The 15,990-nt window shown below is 44.3% G+C and carries 13 protein-coding genes; 2 read left to right on the forward strand and 11 right to left on the reverse strand.

Going from position 1 to position 15,990, the window contains the following annotated elements; translation table 11 throughout:
- Positions 1-40: 40 nt before the first annotated feature.
- Both hprK and uvrC read right to left on the reverse strand, forming a co-directional pair.
- Positions 41-1,003 carry an HPr(Ser) kinase/phosphatase gene (gene hprK, locus ACEW8F_RS00865; protein WP_373481583.1) on the reverse strand — a complete coding sequence of 321 codons (963 nt, stop codon included), beginning with the start codon at positions 1,001-1,003 and terminating at the stop codon, positions 41-43.
- A gap of 86 nt (positions 1,004-1,089) precedes the next feature.
- Positions 1,090-2,925: an excinuclease ABC subunit UvrC gene (gene uvrC / locus ACEW8F_RS00870; protein WP_373481584.1), complete on the reverse strand. Its 1,836-nt coding sequence runs from the start codon at positions 2,923-2,925 to the stop codon at positions 1,090-1,092.
- 118 nt (positions 2,926-3,043) lie between these two features.
- Between uvrC and ACEW8F_RS00875 the strand changes: the two genes are divergently transcribed.
- Both ACEW8F_RS00875 and ACEW8F_RS00880 read left to right on the forward strand, forming a co-directional pair.
- The gene (locus ACEW8F_RS00875; RefSeq protein WP_373481585.1) at positions 3,044-3,292 is read left to right on the forward strand and encodes a hypothetical protein; all 249 of its coding nucleotides are present in this window, start codon (positions 3,044-3,046) and stop codon (positions 3,290-3,292) included.
- Positions 3,293-3,599: 307 nt separating this feature from the next.
- The gene (locus ACEW8F_RS00880) at positions 3,600-3,800 is read left to right on the forward strand and encodes a cold-shock protein (protein ID WP_014356887.1); all 201 of its coding nucleotides are present in this window, start codon (positions 3,600-3,602) and stop codon (positions 3,798-3,800) included.
- A gap of 195 nt (positions 3,801-3,995) precedes the next feature.
- Here the strand turns inward: ACEW8F_RS00880 and ACEW8F_RS00885 are convergent, their stop codons facing one another.
- The 9 genes from ACEW8F_RS00885 to ftsE form a co-directional block, all read right to left on the reverse strand.
- Positions 3,996-4,160, reverse strand: a complete 165-nt coding sequence (locus ACEW8F_RS00885) for a FeoB-associated Cys-rich membrane protein (protein WP_304888392.1) — start codon at positions 4,158-4,160, stop codon at positions 3,996-3,998.
- A 37-nt stretch (positions 4,161-4,197) separates the two neighbouring features.
- The gene (gene feoB, locus ACEW8F_RS00890) at positions 4,198-6,219 is read right to left on the reverse strand and encodes a ferrous iron transport protein B (RefSeq protein WP_373481586.1); all 2,022 of its coding nucleotides are present in this window, start codon (positions 6,217-6,219) and stop codon (positions 4,198-4,200) included.
- Between the two features lie 81 nt (positions 6,220-6,300).
- A complete protein-coding gene (locus ACEW8F_RS00895) occupies positions 6,301-6,525 on the reverse strand; it encodes a ferrous iron transport protein A (protein ID WP_026395981.1) in 225 nt (74 codons plus the stop codon).
- A 199-nt stretch (positions 6,526-6,724) separates the two neighbouring features.
- Positions 6,725-9,532 (reverse strand): excinuclease ABC subunit UvrA, encoded by a 2,808-nt coding sequence (gene uvrA, locus ACEW8F_RS00900; RefSeq protein ID WP_373481587.1) that lies wholly within the window; start codon positions 9,530-9,532, stop codon positions 6,725-6,727.
- A gap of 21 nt (positions 9,533-9,553) precedes the next feature.
- A complete protein-coding gene (gene uvrB, locus ACEW8F_RS00905; protein ID WP_373481588.1) occupies positions 9,554-11,530 on the reverse strand; it encodes an excinuclease ABC subunit UvrB in 1,977 nt (658 codons plus the stop codon).
- 151 nt (positions 11,531-11,681) lie between these two features.
- Positions 11,682-12,881 carry a S41 family peptidase gene (locus ACEW8F_RS00910; RefSeq protein WP_373481589.1) on the reverse strand — a complete coding sequence of 400 codons (1,200 nt, stop codon included), beginning with the start codon at positions 12,879-12,881 and terminating at the stop codon, positions 11,682-11,684.
- A 103-nt stretch (positions 12,882-12,984) separates the two neighbouring features.
- Positions 12,985-14,154, reverse strand: a complete 1,170-nt coding sequence (locus ACEW8F_RS00915) for a murein hydrolase activator EnvC (protein ID WP_373481590.1) — start codon at positions 14,152-14,154, stop codon at positions 12,985-12,987.
- 36 nt (positions 14,155-14,190) lie between these two features.
- The gene (gene ftsX, locus ACEW8F_RS00920) at positions 14,191-15,108 is read right to left on the reverse strand and encodes a permease-like cell division protein FtsX (RefSeq protein ID WP_373481591.1); all 918 of its coding nucleotides are present in this window, start codon (positions 15,106-15,108) and stop codon (positions 14,191-14,193) included.
- The gene (gene ftsE / locus ACEW8F_RS00925; RefSeq protein WP_026395986.1) at positions 15,098-15,787 is read right to left on the reverse strand and encodes a cell division ATP-binding protein FtsE; all 690 of its coding nucleotides are present in this window, start codon (positions 15,785-15,787) and stop codon (positions 15,098-15,100) included. Before ftsE ends, ftsX begins: the two co-directional genes overlap by 11 nt.
- Between the last annotated feature and the right edge of the window lie 203 nt (positions 15,788-15,990).

The raw sequence follows: 15,990 nt of genomic DNA on the forward strand, positions 1-15,990 counted from the left end.
CATTTGATAAATAACTGTCCGGTATTTATCAAATGCCAATTTACTTCAGTTCTTCCAGTTTTTTCTTCGCTTCCCGCTTCTCCACTTCAAGATCATTTTGATGAGCAACCCGATCGCAAAAAACCTGGGCTGAATGATAACCATATTGCTTGGTACGGTTATTGATCGCGGCAGTTTCAATGATGCAAGCCAGGTTTCGTCCGCCGGAAACGGGAATCATTACTTCCGGAACTTCAATTCCCAATATATCCAGGGTTTGTTCATCCAGACCCAGCCGATCATAGGGGGACCGTTCATCCCAATTTTCCAGTCGGATCACCATATCTATTTCCACATCTTTTTTGACAGCTCTGGCGCCATAAAGGGTTTTTACATCAATGATGCCGATACCCCGGATTTCCATAAAATGCTGCAGCAGCTCCGGAGCGGTGCCCATCAGGTGCCCATCGCGAATCCGTTTGACCTCAACCACATCATCGGCAATCAGACAATTGCCACGTTTGACAATTTCCAGGGCGGTCTCGCTTTTGCCAATACCGCTGGGGCCGGTAATCAGAACCCCAACCCCAAAAACCTCTACCAGTACCCCGTGCAAACTGATTCGGGGGGCTGACAGCTGATCGATATAGTTAACCAGATCATAAAATAGTGTCGTGGTATGTTCCTTGCTTTTTAACAGGGTTCGTCCATATTTTTGGGCCGCTTCTTCAAACAGATGGGTCTCATCGAGATCCCAACAAACAATAAAACAGGGAAATTCATAGGAAAAAAAGTCGTCAATTTTCTGTTTTCGGACTTCCGGATCCAGGTCCAGCAAATAAGCGACTTCCACCTTGCCAATTACCTGGACCCGGTTGGAATCAAAATGCTGATAATAACCATGGAGTTGCAGCCCCGGTCGATTGATCCCGCTGTTGACCAGGTTCAGTTCCGTTGACTTATAATAAATTTTCTCAAGTTTGATTTCTTTACAGAAATCGTCTAAATTTACTTTACCATTCATACTTCTTTTATCTCTTTTCATTGATTTACTGCTGATTAATTTACTCAAGTTATTCTACCTCAAAGTTTCTATTGATAAAAGTCTTTTCACCTCTCGTTATGAAAAAATTCAAAGACCGCCTGGGCTGTTTTTACCTGCATCCCCGGGACTGCCAGTAGTTCTGCTAATGTGGCTTTTTTGATTTTATCCACCTGGCCAAAATGGACCATCAGGGCTTCCCGCCGTTTTTTGCCGACGCCGGGAATTTCCTCCAGCTGAGAGGCCAGCATTTCTTTTTTTCTTAAAATCTGGTGGTATCCCAGGGTATAACGGTGAACCTCTTCGGAAATCTCGAACAAGAAGACACCGAGTGGGGTTGCTTTTTTGATCGGGTATTCGGTGCCGTTGTAGAAAATTCCCCGCAAGCGGTGACGGTCATCTTTTACCAGTCCGCACACCGCGATGTCAACCGGGTATAGGGAAACAATGCTCTCAGCGGCATTGACGTGACCAAGCCCACCATCGATCATCATAATTTCCGGCAATGGCAGAAAATTATTGCCTTCCTGGTTTTTCATGGCCCGTTCCATCCGTCTGAAGATCATTTCCTGCATGCTGGCATAATCATTCTGACCTTCCACTGACTTGATTTTAAAGCGGCGGCAGGCTTTACGGTTCAGCTTGCCACCGTCGAAAACTACCATTCCACCGACGTTATTGGTGCCGCTGATATTGGAAATGTCATAGGCTTCAATGCGACTCGGTCGTTGGGCCATACCCAACAGTTCCTGCAGTCCGTCCAAGCGGCTTTTGGAACGGATTTCTTTTTCCCGTTTTTCCAGCAATTGTTGTTTCAGGGCCAGATCGGCATTATCCGCCACCATTTCCAGCATTTTTATTTTCTGCCCCCGTTGGGGTGAGAGAACTTCGATTTTTTTACCGGCCAGATCGCCCAGCCATTCTTCAATGACTTGTCGATCTTCCAGGGTTTCCTTTAAGATGATTTCCCGGGGGATAAATCCGCAACTGGCATAATACTGCTTAACAAAACTTTCCAGCACTTCACGGGGACTCACATCCCCAAGCTCTTCGAGAAAGAAATGATCCCGTCCCATCAGCTTGCCTTCCCTGACGTGAAAAACCTGGACGCATCCGAGATCATCACTTTGCGCTAAACCAATAAAGTCCTGGTCCTGTTTGGTGCTGGAGCTGATTTTCTGTTTTTCGATGATATGCTGGATTCCGGAAATCTGATCCCGGTATTTTGCCGCCTCTTCATAATTCTGGTTTAATGCAGCCGCAATCATTTTTTCGTTCAGATTTTTAATCAGATCCGGATGCCGGCCATTTAAAATATCCAGAATCGACTGGATATCGCTGGCATATTTTTCTTTGGACACATTTCCCTGACAGGGCGCCTGGCACTGGCCAATATGATAGTTCAGACAGGGCCGGCCGGTCTTTTTTCCATAAACAACCTGACGGTTGCAGGTTTTTAAGGGGTATATTTTCAAAATAGCTTCAATCGTATTTTTTACTGCATAGGAACTGGTAAAGGGGCCAAAATATTTTGCTCCATCTTTTTTATATTCCCGGGTCATCAGAATTCGTGGATACTCTTCATTGACGGTGAGCCGAATCCAGGGATAACTCTTATCATCTTTGAGCAGAATATTATACCGGGGATGATGGGTTTTGATCAAATTGCATTCTAAAATCAGTGCTTCCATTTCCGAATCGGTTACAATGGTCTCAATGGTTTCGATATGCGATACCAGCACCACGGTCTTCGAGGAGAGCTGACTGGCCGCGTGAAAATATTGTCGCACCCGATTACGAAGATTAATGGCTTTTCCGACATAAATAATTTCACCATTCTTATTTCTCATAATATAAACCCCAGGATTCTGGGGCAAATCTTTTAATTTTTCTTTATCATACATCGTGGTCAACCTTAAATAAATATTTTTTTGAATTTTTGTGTTTATTCGCCGCTTAATTTTGGTATAATAATAATACTTTTTTAAACATCTGATTATTATACAGAAAGGAAGTGTTACCATGTTTGAAAAAATATCTATAGATGGCCACAACACCCTGATTTCTTTTGGTAATTTCGAAGTGAAGATTGTTCCGAAAATTTATGGTGGATTTACGCTGACAAAATCAATAAAAGACAATCCCTTTAAAATCATCGAAATACGTGAGATAAGACTTCCACTTTCAGAGAAGGAAGTTTTAAAGGAAGCGAAAGATCTGTTAAAACGAAAATATGAGTCCATTGACTTTAACAGCTATTGTACCACATAAATCTTGAGTTCAGCTTTTTTTGATCCATCTCGTCTCATACCGGACGAGATGGATCCTTTCATTTCTTTCATTGTTTTTCGGCGACAATATAACCTGCTGTCATTCTTCATGATTCCTTAAACATCTAAAGTGTTTAGGAAACCATTTGACTTTATCCTTCACCGGGTGTATAATAAAAGAGAATTAAAGTGTATTTATTGATTTCACATATTTTTGCAAGTCATTTTTACGTTTAGATGATTTGCAAAAATATGTGTTTTTTGTTTTTGCATCACGATTTATAAATAATATTTAGGAGGTACCTAAAATGAATAATGGTACAGTAAAATGGTTTAATGAGGAAAAAGGATTTGGTTTTATTTCAGTAGATGGCGGCGAAGATGTATTTGTACATTTCTCAGCAATTATTGCCGACGGACGTAAAAACCTTGTTGAAGGCCAACGCGTAACTTTTGATACCGAAAAAACGGATCGTGGCTTACAGGCTACAAACGTTTTTATTGCATAATTAAGTAGTTTTTTTAAAGCCCCACCAGCTCTACTGGTGGGGCTTTTTTTTACTAAACTACCGTACCGACCAATTGTTAATCTGTTGTTCGCTGCGGAATCGGACAGGCTACGCCGTGTCCGCTCCGATGCGTACAACATGATCTAACAATTGTCGGTACTACTTCAGTTTTATGTCTACGACCAATTATCAATCTTAATCTTCTTTGGGCGGCTCAGTTTTTATATGACAGCCCGGGCAGCCGGCGCCGCCTTTGCAGCCTTCACAGGAAAAATCCCCTGCTTTCATTTTCTTGACCTTCTTAAAGATAATATAACCCGCCGCACCTAAAATTAATGCTGCTAAAATCCAGGTAATCATTGAGTCCTTCTTTCTTCTATTTATAATGCGCTAAATACTAAACAAAAATCCGACTGCCGACCTGATAAACGATAAATGACACGGCATAGGCCAAACCAATTTGATAGGATAATGCAAAGAAAAAATCCCGCCAGTTTCCCAGTTCTTTTTTCATGGTGGCGATGGCAGCCATACAAGGTGATGCCAAGAGCACAAAAATCACAAAACTATACGCCGATACCGGGGTAAAGATTTGGCTGATGGCAACCGTAAAACTACCATCCTGTCCTGACAAAAGCACGCTCATGGTACTGATAATCATTTCTTTGGCAGCGACTCCCGTTAACAGCGCAACTGAGGCGACCCAGTTACCAAAACCCAGCGGGATAAAAATCGGGGCGATGACCTTGCCAAACATGGCTAGGATACTTTCATCTGGCGCTTGGGTCATTTGAAAACTTAGATCAAAACTCTGCAAAAACCAAAGTACTACTGATGCTGCAAAAATAATGGTTCCAGCCCGAACAATAAATTCCTTGATTCGTTCCCACACCTGAGTCGCTGTATTCCTAAGCTTTGGCAATCGCAGCGGCGGAATCTCCAGCAGATAACCGGAATCCGCTCCTTTAAACCAGGTTTTTGAAAGAACAAAACCTGAGGTGAAAACCACGATTAAACTCACCAAATAAAGCGAGAATACTAACAGGGTCTGATATTCGGCGAAGAATACCGAAGCCATCAATACGTAAATGGGCATCTTGGCTCCACAGGAAATAAAGGGTGTCAATACCGCAGTCAGTTTACGTTCCCGTTCATTTTCCAGGGTTCGGGTGGCCATGATTCCCGGAACCGAACAGCCCAATCCCACTACCATCGGGATAAACGATTTTCCGGACAAACCAAAATGTCTAAAAATCCGATCCATAATAAAAGCAACCCGAGCCATATAACCGCTGTCTTCCAGAATAGAAATAAAAATGAAGAGCACCACTAATTGGGGCACAAAGGTCAGTACCGCTCCAACGCCGGTGATAATACCGTCATTGATCAGAGCAATAATCCAGTCGGCTGCTCCAAGACTACCCAGGCCCGTTTTAACCCCAACCATCAGCACATCATTGATAAACCACTCAATGCCGCCAATGGTAATATCCCCCACCAGCGTAATCGAAACATAATAAATAACAAACATAAAGAAAAAGAAAATCGGCAGGGCTGCATATCGATTCATTAATATCCGATCCAGTTTTTCCTGGAATGGGATGACATTTTCTTTGGTTTTCCTGGTTGCCTTATTGATCCCTGCAGTAATAAAGCGATACCGATAATCGGCAATGGCGCTGTCGACATCATGATTAGCCACCGTTGCTATTTTTCTTCGAACCGCATCGATGTCTTCCAGCAAGTCAGCATGTTTATGAATCTTCAGCAACACCTCTTCATCTTTTTCAATCAGTTTGATAACCCGAAAAAGATGCGGATAATTTGATAAAACCTCAGGATACTTGTTTCCGATGAGATCGTCAAATTCATTGAATAGGGTCATTATTTCCTGGGGAAATATCTGCGGAAATTCTTTGAGCTTTTTAATCTCGACGGTTTTTTCAACCAGCTTGATCAGTTCGTCAATTCCCGTTTCTTTTTGGGCGGATATTTCAATAAAGGGATAGCCGAAGATTCTTTCCATCTCCCGGACGTCAATTTCGATCCCGGTTTTCTTAACCACATCCATCATATTCAAAGCGCCGACAATCGGACAGTTAAGCTCCATCAGCTGGGTACTTAAATAAAGATTTCGTTCAATGTTGGAGGCGTCAATGATATTGATAATCAGATCCGGCCGCTCTTCCAGCAGAAAATTCCGGGACACAATCTCATCCATGGAATAGGGCGCCAATGAATAAATTCCGGGCAGATCCACTAAAGTGATATCCTTAGCTGTATCTCTCAGATCTCCTTCTTTTTTTTCAACGGTTACCCCCGGCCAATTTCCCACATAGAGATTACTGCCGGTCAGACAATTAAAAAGTGTGGTCTTTCCCGAATTGGGATTTCCCACCAATGCTACCTTATATTTCATTTCTATTCCTCATTTCCATTGATGCCTCGCTAAAATGCTGATTAAACAACGAAACCACCTGTACAGGTGGTTTCTCGTTTATTACTGAACCATTAAAATATTTTCAGCGTCCTTTTTCCGGAGACTGAGAGAATATCCTCTTAAGCGAACCTCAATGGGATCTCCAAATGGAGCTGTTTTATTAACTTGAATCTCTACCCCTGGTGTTACACCCATGTCCATGAGTTTGCGACGCATTAAGCCTTCTACGGCGATAGAGCCTACACAGGCTTTCTGGCCTGGTCTTAAATCTTTCAAAGTAAACATAAACACACCTTCTATTCTTATGGTTTAAATTCATAAATGAAATCTGTCAACATTTGTTAATGCTGACTTTCTTTTTTGTTAGCTTTATTATACTCTAATTGAAATCCATTGTCAATTAGAGTCTGAAACTTTTTATGACCTTAAGCTTTATTTAAACGTATCTAAAAAAGAAAGCTGGATCAGCTTTCTTTTTTATCAATCACAGTAAGATTTTCTTGAGATACTGACCGGTGTAGGATTCGGGGACCCGGGCGATTTCTTCGGGGGTTCCGATGGCGATGATAGTGCCGCCGCCGTCGCCGCCTTCGGGACCGAGGTCGATGATATGGTCGGCGACCTTGATCATATCCAACTGGTGCTCAATGACAACCACGGTGCTGCCGCTGTCGGCCAGTCGCTGGATTACGGTGATCAGCTGATGGACATCGGCGATGTGCAGACCGGTGGTGGGTTCGTCGAGAACGTAGAGGGTTTTGCCGGTATTGCGTTTGCTTAACTCGGTGGCCAGTTTCACCCGCTGGGCTTCGCCGCCTGATAGCTGGGTTGAGGGCTGACCCAGGCGCACATAACTGAGACCGACATCATACAAGGTTTGGAGTTTGTCATTAATTTTGGGAATATTGCTGAAAAATTCCAGGGCTTCTTCCACCGTCATGTCCAGTACATCCGCGATGTTTTTGCCCTTATATTTTACTTCCAGGGTTTCCCGGTTATAGCGCTTGCCCCCACAGACCTCGCAGGGCACATAGACATCGGGCAGAAAATGCATTTCGATTTTGATGATCCCGTCACCACTGCATTTTTCACAGCGTCCGCCCTTGACATTAAAACTGAACCGGCCTTTCTGATAACCCCTGGCCTTGGCTTCCGGGGTTTTGGCAAAAAGATCCCGAACCTGATCAAACACGCCGGTGTAGGTAGCCGGATTGGAGCGGGGGGTTCTGCCGATCGGCGACTGATCGATATCAATGACCTTGTCAATGAATTCTACCCCCTCGATACTGGTGTATTTTCCCGGTTTTTTGAGGCTCCGATAGAGCTTCTGGGAAATTCCCTTATATAAAATCTCATTGATCAGGGTGCTTTTTCCTGATCCTGAAACTCCGGTAACGCAGATAAACTTTCCCAATGGAAAATCGACATCGAGATTTTTCAAATTATTTTCCCGGGCGCCAACAATTTTAATCAGCTCTCCGGTTCCTTCCCGGCGCCGGTCCGGAATCGGAATAAATCGCCTACCGCTAAAATATTGGCCGGTGACGGATTCAGGCACCGCCATAATTTCGTCCAGACTTCCCTGGGCAACGATTTCGCCGCCATGAACCCCGGGACCAGGGCCAATGTCAACAATATAGTCGGCAGCCTGCATGGTTTCTTCATCGTGTTCCACGACGATCAGTGAATTCCCCAAATCGGTTAACCGCCGCAGGGTACCCAGCAGTTTCTGATTATCCCGCTGATGCAGTCCGATGCTGGGTTCATCCAGAACATAGAGCACACCCACCAACCCTGAGCCAATCTGGGTGGCCAGCCGGATTCGTTGCGACTCGCCCCCGGATAAGGAACCGGCATTCCGTGACAGGGTCAGGTATTCCAACCCGACGTTTTTGAGAAAATTCAGCCGAGCCTCAATTTCTTTGAAGATCGATTCGGCAATCATCATTTCCCGATCGGTCATAATCTGGGTTTTGAAGAATTTAATTAACTGGCCAATGGACATATCAGTAATCTCGACAATGTTCATATCATGAATCGTCACCGCCAGGCTGATGGGGTTAAGACGCTTACCCTTACAAGTGGGACAGGGCGTTTCAGACATATAGCGTTCTATTAAAGACCGCATCCGCTCGGAGGTGGTTTCAAGATAGCGCCGTTCCATGTTTTTAATCAAGCCTTCAAAGGTGGAACTATAGGTCCCGGAAAACTTTCCTTCATAGGAGATTTCCAGCACCTCGTCACTGCCATATAAGAGGGCCTCCAAAAATGCCTCGCTGGCATTTTCCAGCGGCGTGTCAATGGCAAATTGATGTTTTTCGGCCAGCGCTTTAATCAGATTATAATAGTATTTGGAATCACTTTTTAAGCCAAAGAATTTGATTGCCCCATTGGAAATTGCTAAGCTCTTGTCGGGAATCAGTAAATCCGGATCCACTTCCTGATGAAAGCCCAAGCCATGACAATCCGGGCACATCCCAAAAGGATTATTAAATGAAAAGGTGCGCGGCTCCAGTTTATCCATGGCAATGCCGCAATCGGCACAGGCCAGTTTTTCACTGAAAAGCTGCTGCTCGCCGCCGATTACATCGCAGATCACCAATCCACCGGAAAGCTTCAGGGCAATTTCCAGGGAATCGGACAGTCGTTTTCCCAGGTTATCCTTGGCCACCAGACGATCCACCACCACTTCGATACTATGCTTCTTATTTTTATCAAGATTGATTTCGTCGGAAACCTCCATCGGTTCCCCATCCACAATGATCCGCACGAAGCCTTCTTTTTTGACGTGATCAATGGTTTTTTTATGCTGTCCCTTTTCCTTCCGGACAACCGGTGCCAGAATCTGAAACTTTGTTTTTTCCGGTAGGGCCATGATGCGATCGACAATCTGATCCACCGATTGAGATTCTACCACCTTTCCACATTTTGGACAATGGGGAATCCCAATCCGGGCGTAAAGCAGCCGCAGGTAATCATATATTTCGGTTACCGTGCCAACGGTGGAGCGGGGATTGCGGTTGGTGGTTTTCTGGTCAATGGAAATCGCCGGGGATAAACCGTCAATACTCTCCACATTCGGTTTCTGAGACTGGCCCAAAAATTGCCGGGCATAGGAGGAAAGGGACTCCATATAACGGCGTTGCCCTTCGGCATAAATGGTATCAAATGCCAGCGATGACTTACCCGATCCGCTCAGCCCGGTAAAAACCACCAGCTGATCCCGAGGTATTTTGAGGTTAATATTTTTTAAGTTGTGCTCTTTTGCACCTTTTATTTCGATGTATTTCATATTACTCCTTATATCGGCTATTTATCTTCTGTAATTCTTCAGATGATGGATTTCGTCGCGCAGTTTAGCGGCCCGTTCAAATTCCAGGGCTTCTGCCGCTGTCAGCATTTCCAGTTCCAGTTCTTTGATTTTTACATCAATATCAACTGCTTCGTTTCCAATCGCATAGGTATCCGCTTCCTCGGCCACTTTGGTTGCCTCAATGATGGAGCGGATGTCTTTTTTAACTGAGCTGGGGGTAATATTATGGGCTTCATTATGAGCCGTTTGAATGGCCCGACGGCGATTGGTTTCGCCGATGGCCCGGTCCATGGACGGAGTGATCTTATCGGCATACATGATCACATGGCCTTCCAGGTTACGGGCAGCCCGGCCAACGGTTTGAATCAGAGATGTTTCAGACCGCAAAAACCCTTCCTTATCGGCATCTAAAATTGCTACCAGACCAACCTCCGGCAGGTCCAGACCTTCGCGCAGCAGGTTAATGCCCACCAGTACATCAAAGGTACCTAACCGTAAATCCCGAAGAATTTTCATCCGCTCGATGGTATCCACATCTGAATGGAGATAATTCACCAGGATCCCATTTTCTTTCAGGTAATCAGTGAGATCCTCGGCCATTTTTTTTGTCAACGTGGTGACCAATACCCGATTTCCTGTGCCGGTGGTCAATTTGATTTCACCCAGCAGGTCATCAATCTGACCAGCCACCGGGCGAACCGTTATCTCCGGGTCAATCAGACCGGTGGGTCGGATAATCAACTCTACCGTATTCTGGCTGTGTTCTTTTTCGTATTTACTGGGCGTGGCGGTGGTAAAAACAATCTGATTAATTTTACTTTCAAATTCGGAAAAATTCAGGGGCCGGTTATCATAGGCTGAGGGTAGCCGAAAACCGTAATCCACCAGATTGCTCTTGCGGGCCTTATCGCCGGCAAACATCCCGCCAATCTGCGGGATCGAGACGTGGGATTCATCGGCAATTATCAGAAAATCCTTGGGGAAGTAGTCAATCAGGGTATAGGGTGGCGATCCTGGGGGCAAACCGTTAATGTAGCGGGTATAGTTCTCAATCCCATTGCAATAACCCATCTCCCGGAGCATTTCGATATCATAATTGGTGCGCTGCAGAATCCGCTGCGCTTCCACCAGGCGGTTGCTGTTGGTATATTCGTCATAGCGCTGCCTTAGTTCCTGCTGAATTCCTGAAATCGCCCGTTCCAGATTTTCCGGCGTCGTCGTATGGTGGGAGGCCGGAAAAATCGATACATGGTTCAGCTCGCCAAAAATCTCGCCAGTCAGGGTATCAATCTCCGTAATCCGTTCGATTTCGTCACCAAAGAACTCCAGGCGAATCGCCTTGTTTGACGAAGCCGAAGGAAATATCTCCAGGATATCCCCGCGAACCCGGAAATTATTCCGCTCAAAAGCAATATCATTCCGGGTGAACTGGATATCTACCAATTTGCGGATAATTGTATCCCGATCTTTTTCCATTCCCGGGCGGAGGGACAGCATCATGTTTTCATAATCAAAGGGACTTCCCAGTCCATAAATGCAGGACACACTGGCAACCACAATCACATCCCGCCGTTCAAACAAGGCCGCCGTAGCGGAATGCCGCAATTTATCGATCTCATCATTGATCGATGAGTCTTTTTCAATAAACAGATCTGAGTGGGGTACATAGGCTTCCGGCTGATAATAGTCATAATAGCTGACAAAATATTCCACCGCATTATCCGGAAAAAAACTCCGGAATTCATTGGTCAGCTGGGCTGCCAGGGTCTTATTATGGGCAATCACCAGGGTTGGTTTTTGGACCGCCTCAATGACCTTGGCCATGGTATAGGTTTTTCCTGAGCCAGTTACCCCCAATAAGGTTTGATATCTTAATCCATCCCGGATTCCTTTTGAAATTTTCTCAATAGCTGGTCCCTGGTCTCCCTTGGGTTCGTATTCGGACACAACCTTAAATGCATGCTTCATCTCTTTCATCAGCACCCTCCAATCAATTGAATGAACATTCGTTCTGTTATTTTACCACAGCTTTTTTTTAATGGCAAATGATAATCCTTCTGATTTAATAAATTCTTAATTTTTCTGCCAAAAATTAAAAAAGCATGCCGAATTGGCATGCTCTACAAAATTAATTGGTTCCGCTGAGTACTTGCAGGGCCTTTTGAAGCTGGACATCTTCTTCGTCGGTGAAAAAATTATTCTTCATGAAGTCGGTAGCGTCGATGACAATATTCGGTTCCAGTCCTTTTTCGTGAATATTATTTCCGTTGGGAGTAAAGTATTCGGAGTTTGTTACCTTAAAACCACCGCCATCGGTAAGACTGATAATTTCCTGAACAATGCCCTTCCCAAATGTCGTCATTCCCACCAATTGGGCAGCTCCGGTATCCTGGAGCGCACCGGCTAAAATTTCGGCGGAACTGGCAGATCCCCCATCTACCAGCGCTACCATCGGTAAGGATAGCTGTTCAGTGCCATCAGATTTATATTCGGTTCGATTGCCGTTTTTGTCAACCGTATAGACAACTAATGTTTCACCGAGAATCCGGTCAGCAATTTCTACTGCTTCCTTCACACCGCCACCGGGATTGCTGCGCAAATCAATAACCAGACCGGTGATGTTCTGGGCCAGCAGCTCACCCAGCTGGGTTTCAAAATCGTCTGCGGTTTTATCGGTGAACTCACTGATTTGAATATAACCTTTATCGCCAATCACCCGGGATTCCACTGTTTTTGCTTCAATGGTTTTGCGGACTAATTGCATTTCAATAATTTCATCACCTCTGGCAATGGTGATATTGACGGTGGTATCTGCGGGCCCCTTGACTTTCGCAACAACCGCATCTGATCCAATGGTGCTCACATCTTCACCGTCCACCTTAATGATCTTGTCTCCGGTTTTAATGCCGGCTGCCTCTGCCGGAGTTCCTTTCTGGGGCGCAATGACAGTGGTATAACCCTGTTCGTCTTCAGTTACTACCACGCCGATGCCTTCATAAACACCAGTGGCAGATTCCATATATTTTGAAAACTCCGCAGAGGTAAAATAAGTGCTATAGGGATCGCCCAGACTGTCGAACATCCCCTTGATGGCACCATCGATCAATGTGGTGTTATCGACATCCTTATAATACTCTAAACCAATCTGTTCTTTCAACGCCAACAGTTTTTTTATCCCCGCCGCTGTTTCGCTGCTGTCGACCGTCACAATCAGCTTGTTCCCAAGGAGGAAATTACTGGTCGTCACCACTGTAAAGGTGATGAAATTCGTGATGATGATCACCACAACAATTACGATGAGTTTTATTTTTTTTGATTTGTTTTCCATTATCTTCACCTTTTCCCCAAAATTAGTCTGCTGCAAATAAAACAGGAGAAAAGAATCATGATTCTTTTCTCCTGTTCTTTCGTTATATTCTACAATGTTTCGCTTAAAAATATCCTAAAGGATCGACATATGATCCACCTGAAAGTACCCCAAAGTGTAGATGGGCCCCGGTGGAATCCCCGGTTGATCCGACGTATCCAACCACATCGCCTTTGTTAACAGTTTGGCCTGCTGATACGGCATAATCACTCATATGAGCATACATGGCCTGCACCCCATTTCCTAAATCGACAATTACACAATTTCCATAGCCACCATTCCAACCGGCTGATAAAACAGATCCGTTACCCATGGCCAGAATCGGTGTTCCCGAGGGAGCTCCCATGTCAACGCCGTAATGGGTTCGGTAATCACCCCAGATCGGGTGCAAGCGGGTACCAAAGAAATCATCATCTGCTGATGGATAATAACCTGGACAGGGCCATTGATAGGTTCCGTTTGATGGTACAAAACTTGTACTGCCACCAGTGGTTGATCCGCCAGAGGCAGCAGCCTGGGCAGCCATCATTTCCTGAATCTGAGCCTGGATACTGGCAGCGTTGGCTTCTTCAGCATCTTTTACAGCACGATACTCAGCAATAACGGCCTGGTTTTGAGCAATCAAGCTGTCTTTCTGAGCCTTGATTTCCTGCTGCTGGGCTAAGGCTGTTTCCTGTTCAGTCTTTTTAGACACTGTTTGAAGACGGTCGGCCTCAATTTTATCTTTCTTTTCATCGATGATTCTTTTTGTTTCAGCTAAGGCATCCAATGATTCCTTATCTGATTCAATAATATATCGGGACATGTCAACCTTGGTGACAAAATCGGCAAAATCACTTGATGTAAATAAAAACTCAAGCATACTGCCATTTCCATACATGTACATGGTACGGACACGTTCGTTCATTGATTCTTCTTGTTCTTTTCGTTTGGCTTCGGCAATATTCAACTCTTCCTGGGTTCTGGCAATATTAGCTTCCAGCACCGCTATTTCAGAATTGATCGTCTCAATGACGCCGGTAATCCGACTCATTTCTTCATTGGCCTTGCCAATTTCTGCTTCGATTCCGGCAATGGTGTTTTGCGTCATATCAATTTGATATTGCGCTGCTGCCTGTTTTTCATTACTCTCCGCCAATTGTTCTGACAAGGATGCTGCGTTAACCGGAGATACCAGTATCCCCAATGTGACAATCATGCCCACAAGGCCAGAAATAATTCGTTTTTTTGTCATCCGACAATCCTCCTGTGTTCGACCACGTCTAATCATTTATACGTCCAAAAATTTGCGAATCGCAAATACGCTGCCGACTGCTCCGATAAATCCTCCATAAAGCAGGAAGAAAAATATCAGTTGACCCATTACTGCATCTGGGGAAGCCAAAGTGGCATCCACCGGCAGAAAGAGATTTCCACCGACTAAACCCAAAATATAGTAATAGGTGATGCGGATAATCAGGAATGCCACAATGGCTCCCATTAACCCCAGTAAGGTTCCTTCAAGGATGAAGGGCGCCCGGATATAGGCGTTGGTAGCACCCACATATTTCATAATTCCTATTTCTCGACGTCTAGCAAAAACGGTTAATTTAATGGTATTGTAAATAATGAAAATGGAAATCATCGATAATACCACCAGTACTACGATACTCAAGGTGTTCGTAAACTTATTGAAGCTCACCAAGGCTTCCACATATTCCTGGCCGTAACGGACATATTCAACCCCTTCGCGTTCATAAGACATGGCCAGGGTTTGAACTTCTTCCATGTCATTGGGATCAGTTACCCGGACTACAAAAGATGCCGGCATGGGATTATTCTCTGAATTATAGCCACTGAGTAATGGCGCATAATCTTCCAGACTCACAGTGAATTTTTCTAATGCTTCCTCAGCACTTTCAAAGGTGACATTTTCAATCAGATCGCTTTTTTCCAGCGCCTGTTCGATGGTTTTTCTTTGGGTATCGGTGAAATCCGACTGGAGAAATATCTTCAGTTCCAGTTTTGATTCCACATCTTTGGTAACTTCCTGAACATTGATGGTTAAAATCAAAAATATTCCCAGAATAATTAAGGCGGCGATAACCGACAGCACCGAAGCGGCACTCATCAGATTGTTTCGCTCAATGCTTTTCATGGTATCACGAACAACATTTTTGGGCATTGTTTTGATGGAACTAAACTTCATATCCGTACCTGCCTGTCGCATCATCTACCTTAAGAATACCATCTTCCAATGTCAAGACACGTTTTTTCATGGTATCCACTATTTCCCGGTCATGGGTTACCACGACGACCGTTGTTCCTCTGCGGTTAATTTCTTCTAAGATACTGATGATTTCATAAGATGTTTCAGGATCAAGGTTTCCGGTCGGCTCATCGCAAATCAGAATGGATGGATTATTGATGATGGCCCGGGCAATGACCACCCGTTGCTGTTCTCCCCCGGATAACTCGTGGGGATAATGGTTCATTCGATGGGATAAACCAACCATATCCAGAGCCAACGGAACCCGCTTCTGGATCTGTTTTTCTGATTTTCCGATTATTTCCATGGCATAGGCTACATTTTCATAGACACTTTTGTTTTCCAGCAGCCGAAAATCCTGGAAAACAATTCCCATCTTTCGCCTTAAAAACGGGATTTCCTTTTTTGAAAGTTTGGATACATTAAAATTATTAATATAAACCGAGCCTTCAGTGGCCTCGATTTCTCTTAAAAGAAGCTTAATGAATGTGGATTTTCCCGCACCGCTTCGGCCGACAAGAAAGACAAACTCACCCTTATCAATAAAGAGACTCACATTTTTAAGCGCATCGCTCTTGTTTTTATCATAACCCTTGGTTACATTTTTAAATTCGATCATATCTTAGCCACTCCTAAATTACTTATCATTCTGATTGCTTTGACACGGTATTTTAACATGTACTATCCTATTTTCTTCTTAAATGAATGTGATAAGTTAAGATTACCTTAATTATTTAATCCGGAATAGAAAAGCCTTCTGGATATCAGCCTTTTTTCACTTTCCGAGCATTCCTTGTTTGAATCTGTATTTATTCTAGCACA

It is taken from the genome of Acetobacterium sp., assembly GCF_041752335.1.
Taxonomy (GTDB): domain Bacteria; phylum Bacillota; class Clostridia; order Eubacteriales; family Eubacteriaceae; genus Acetobacterium.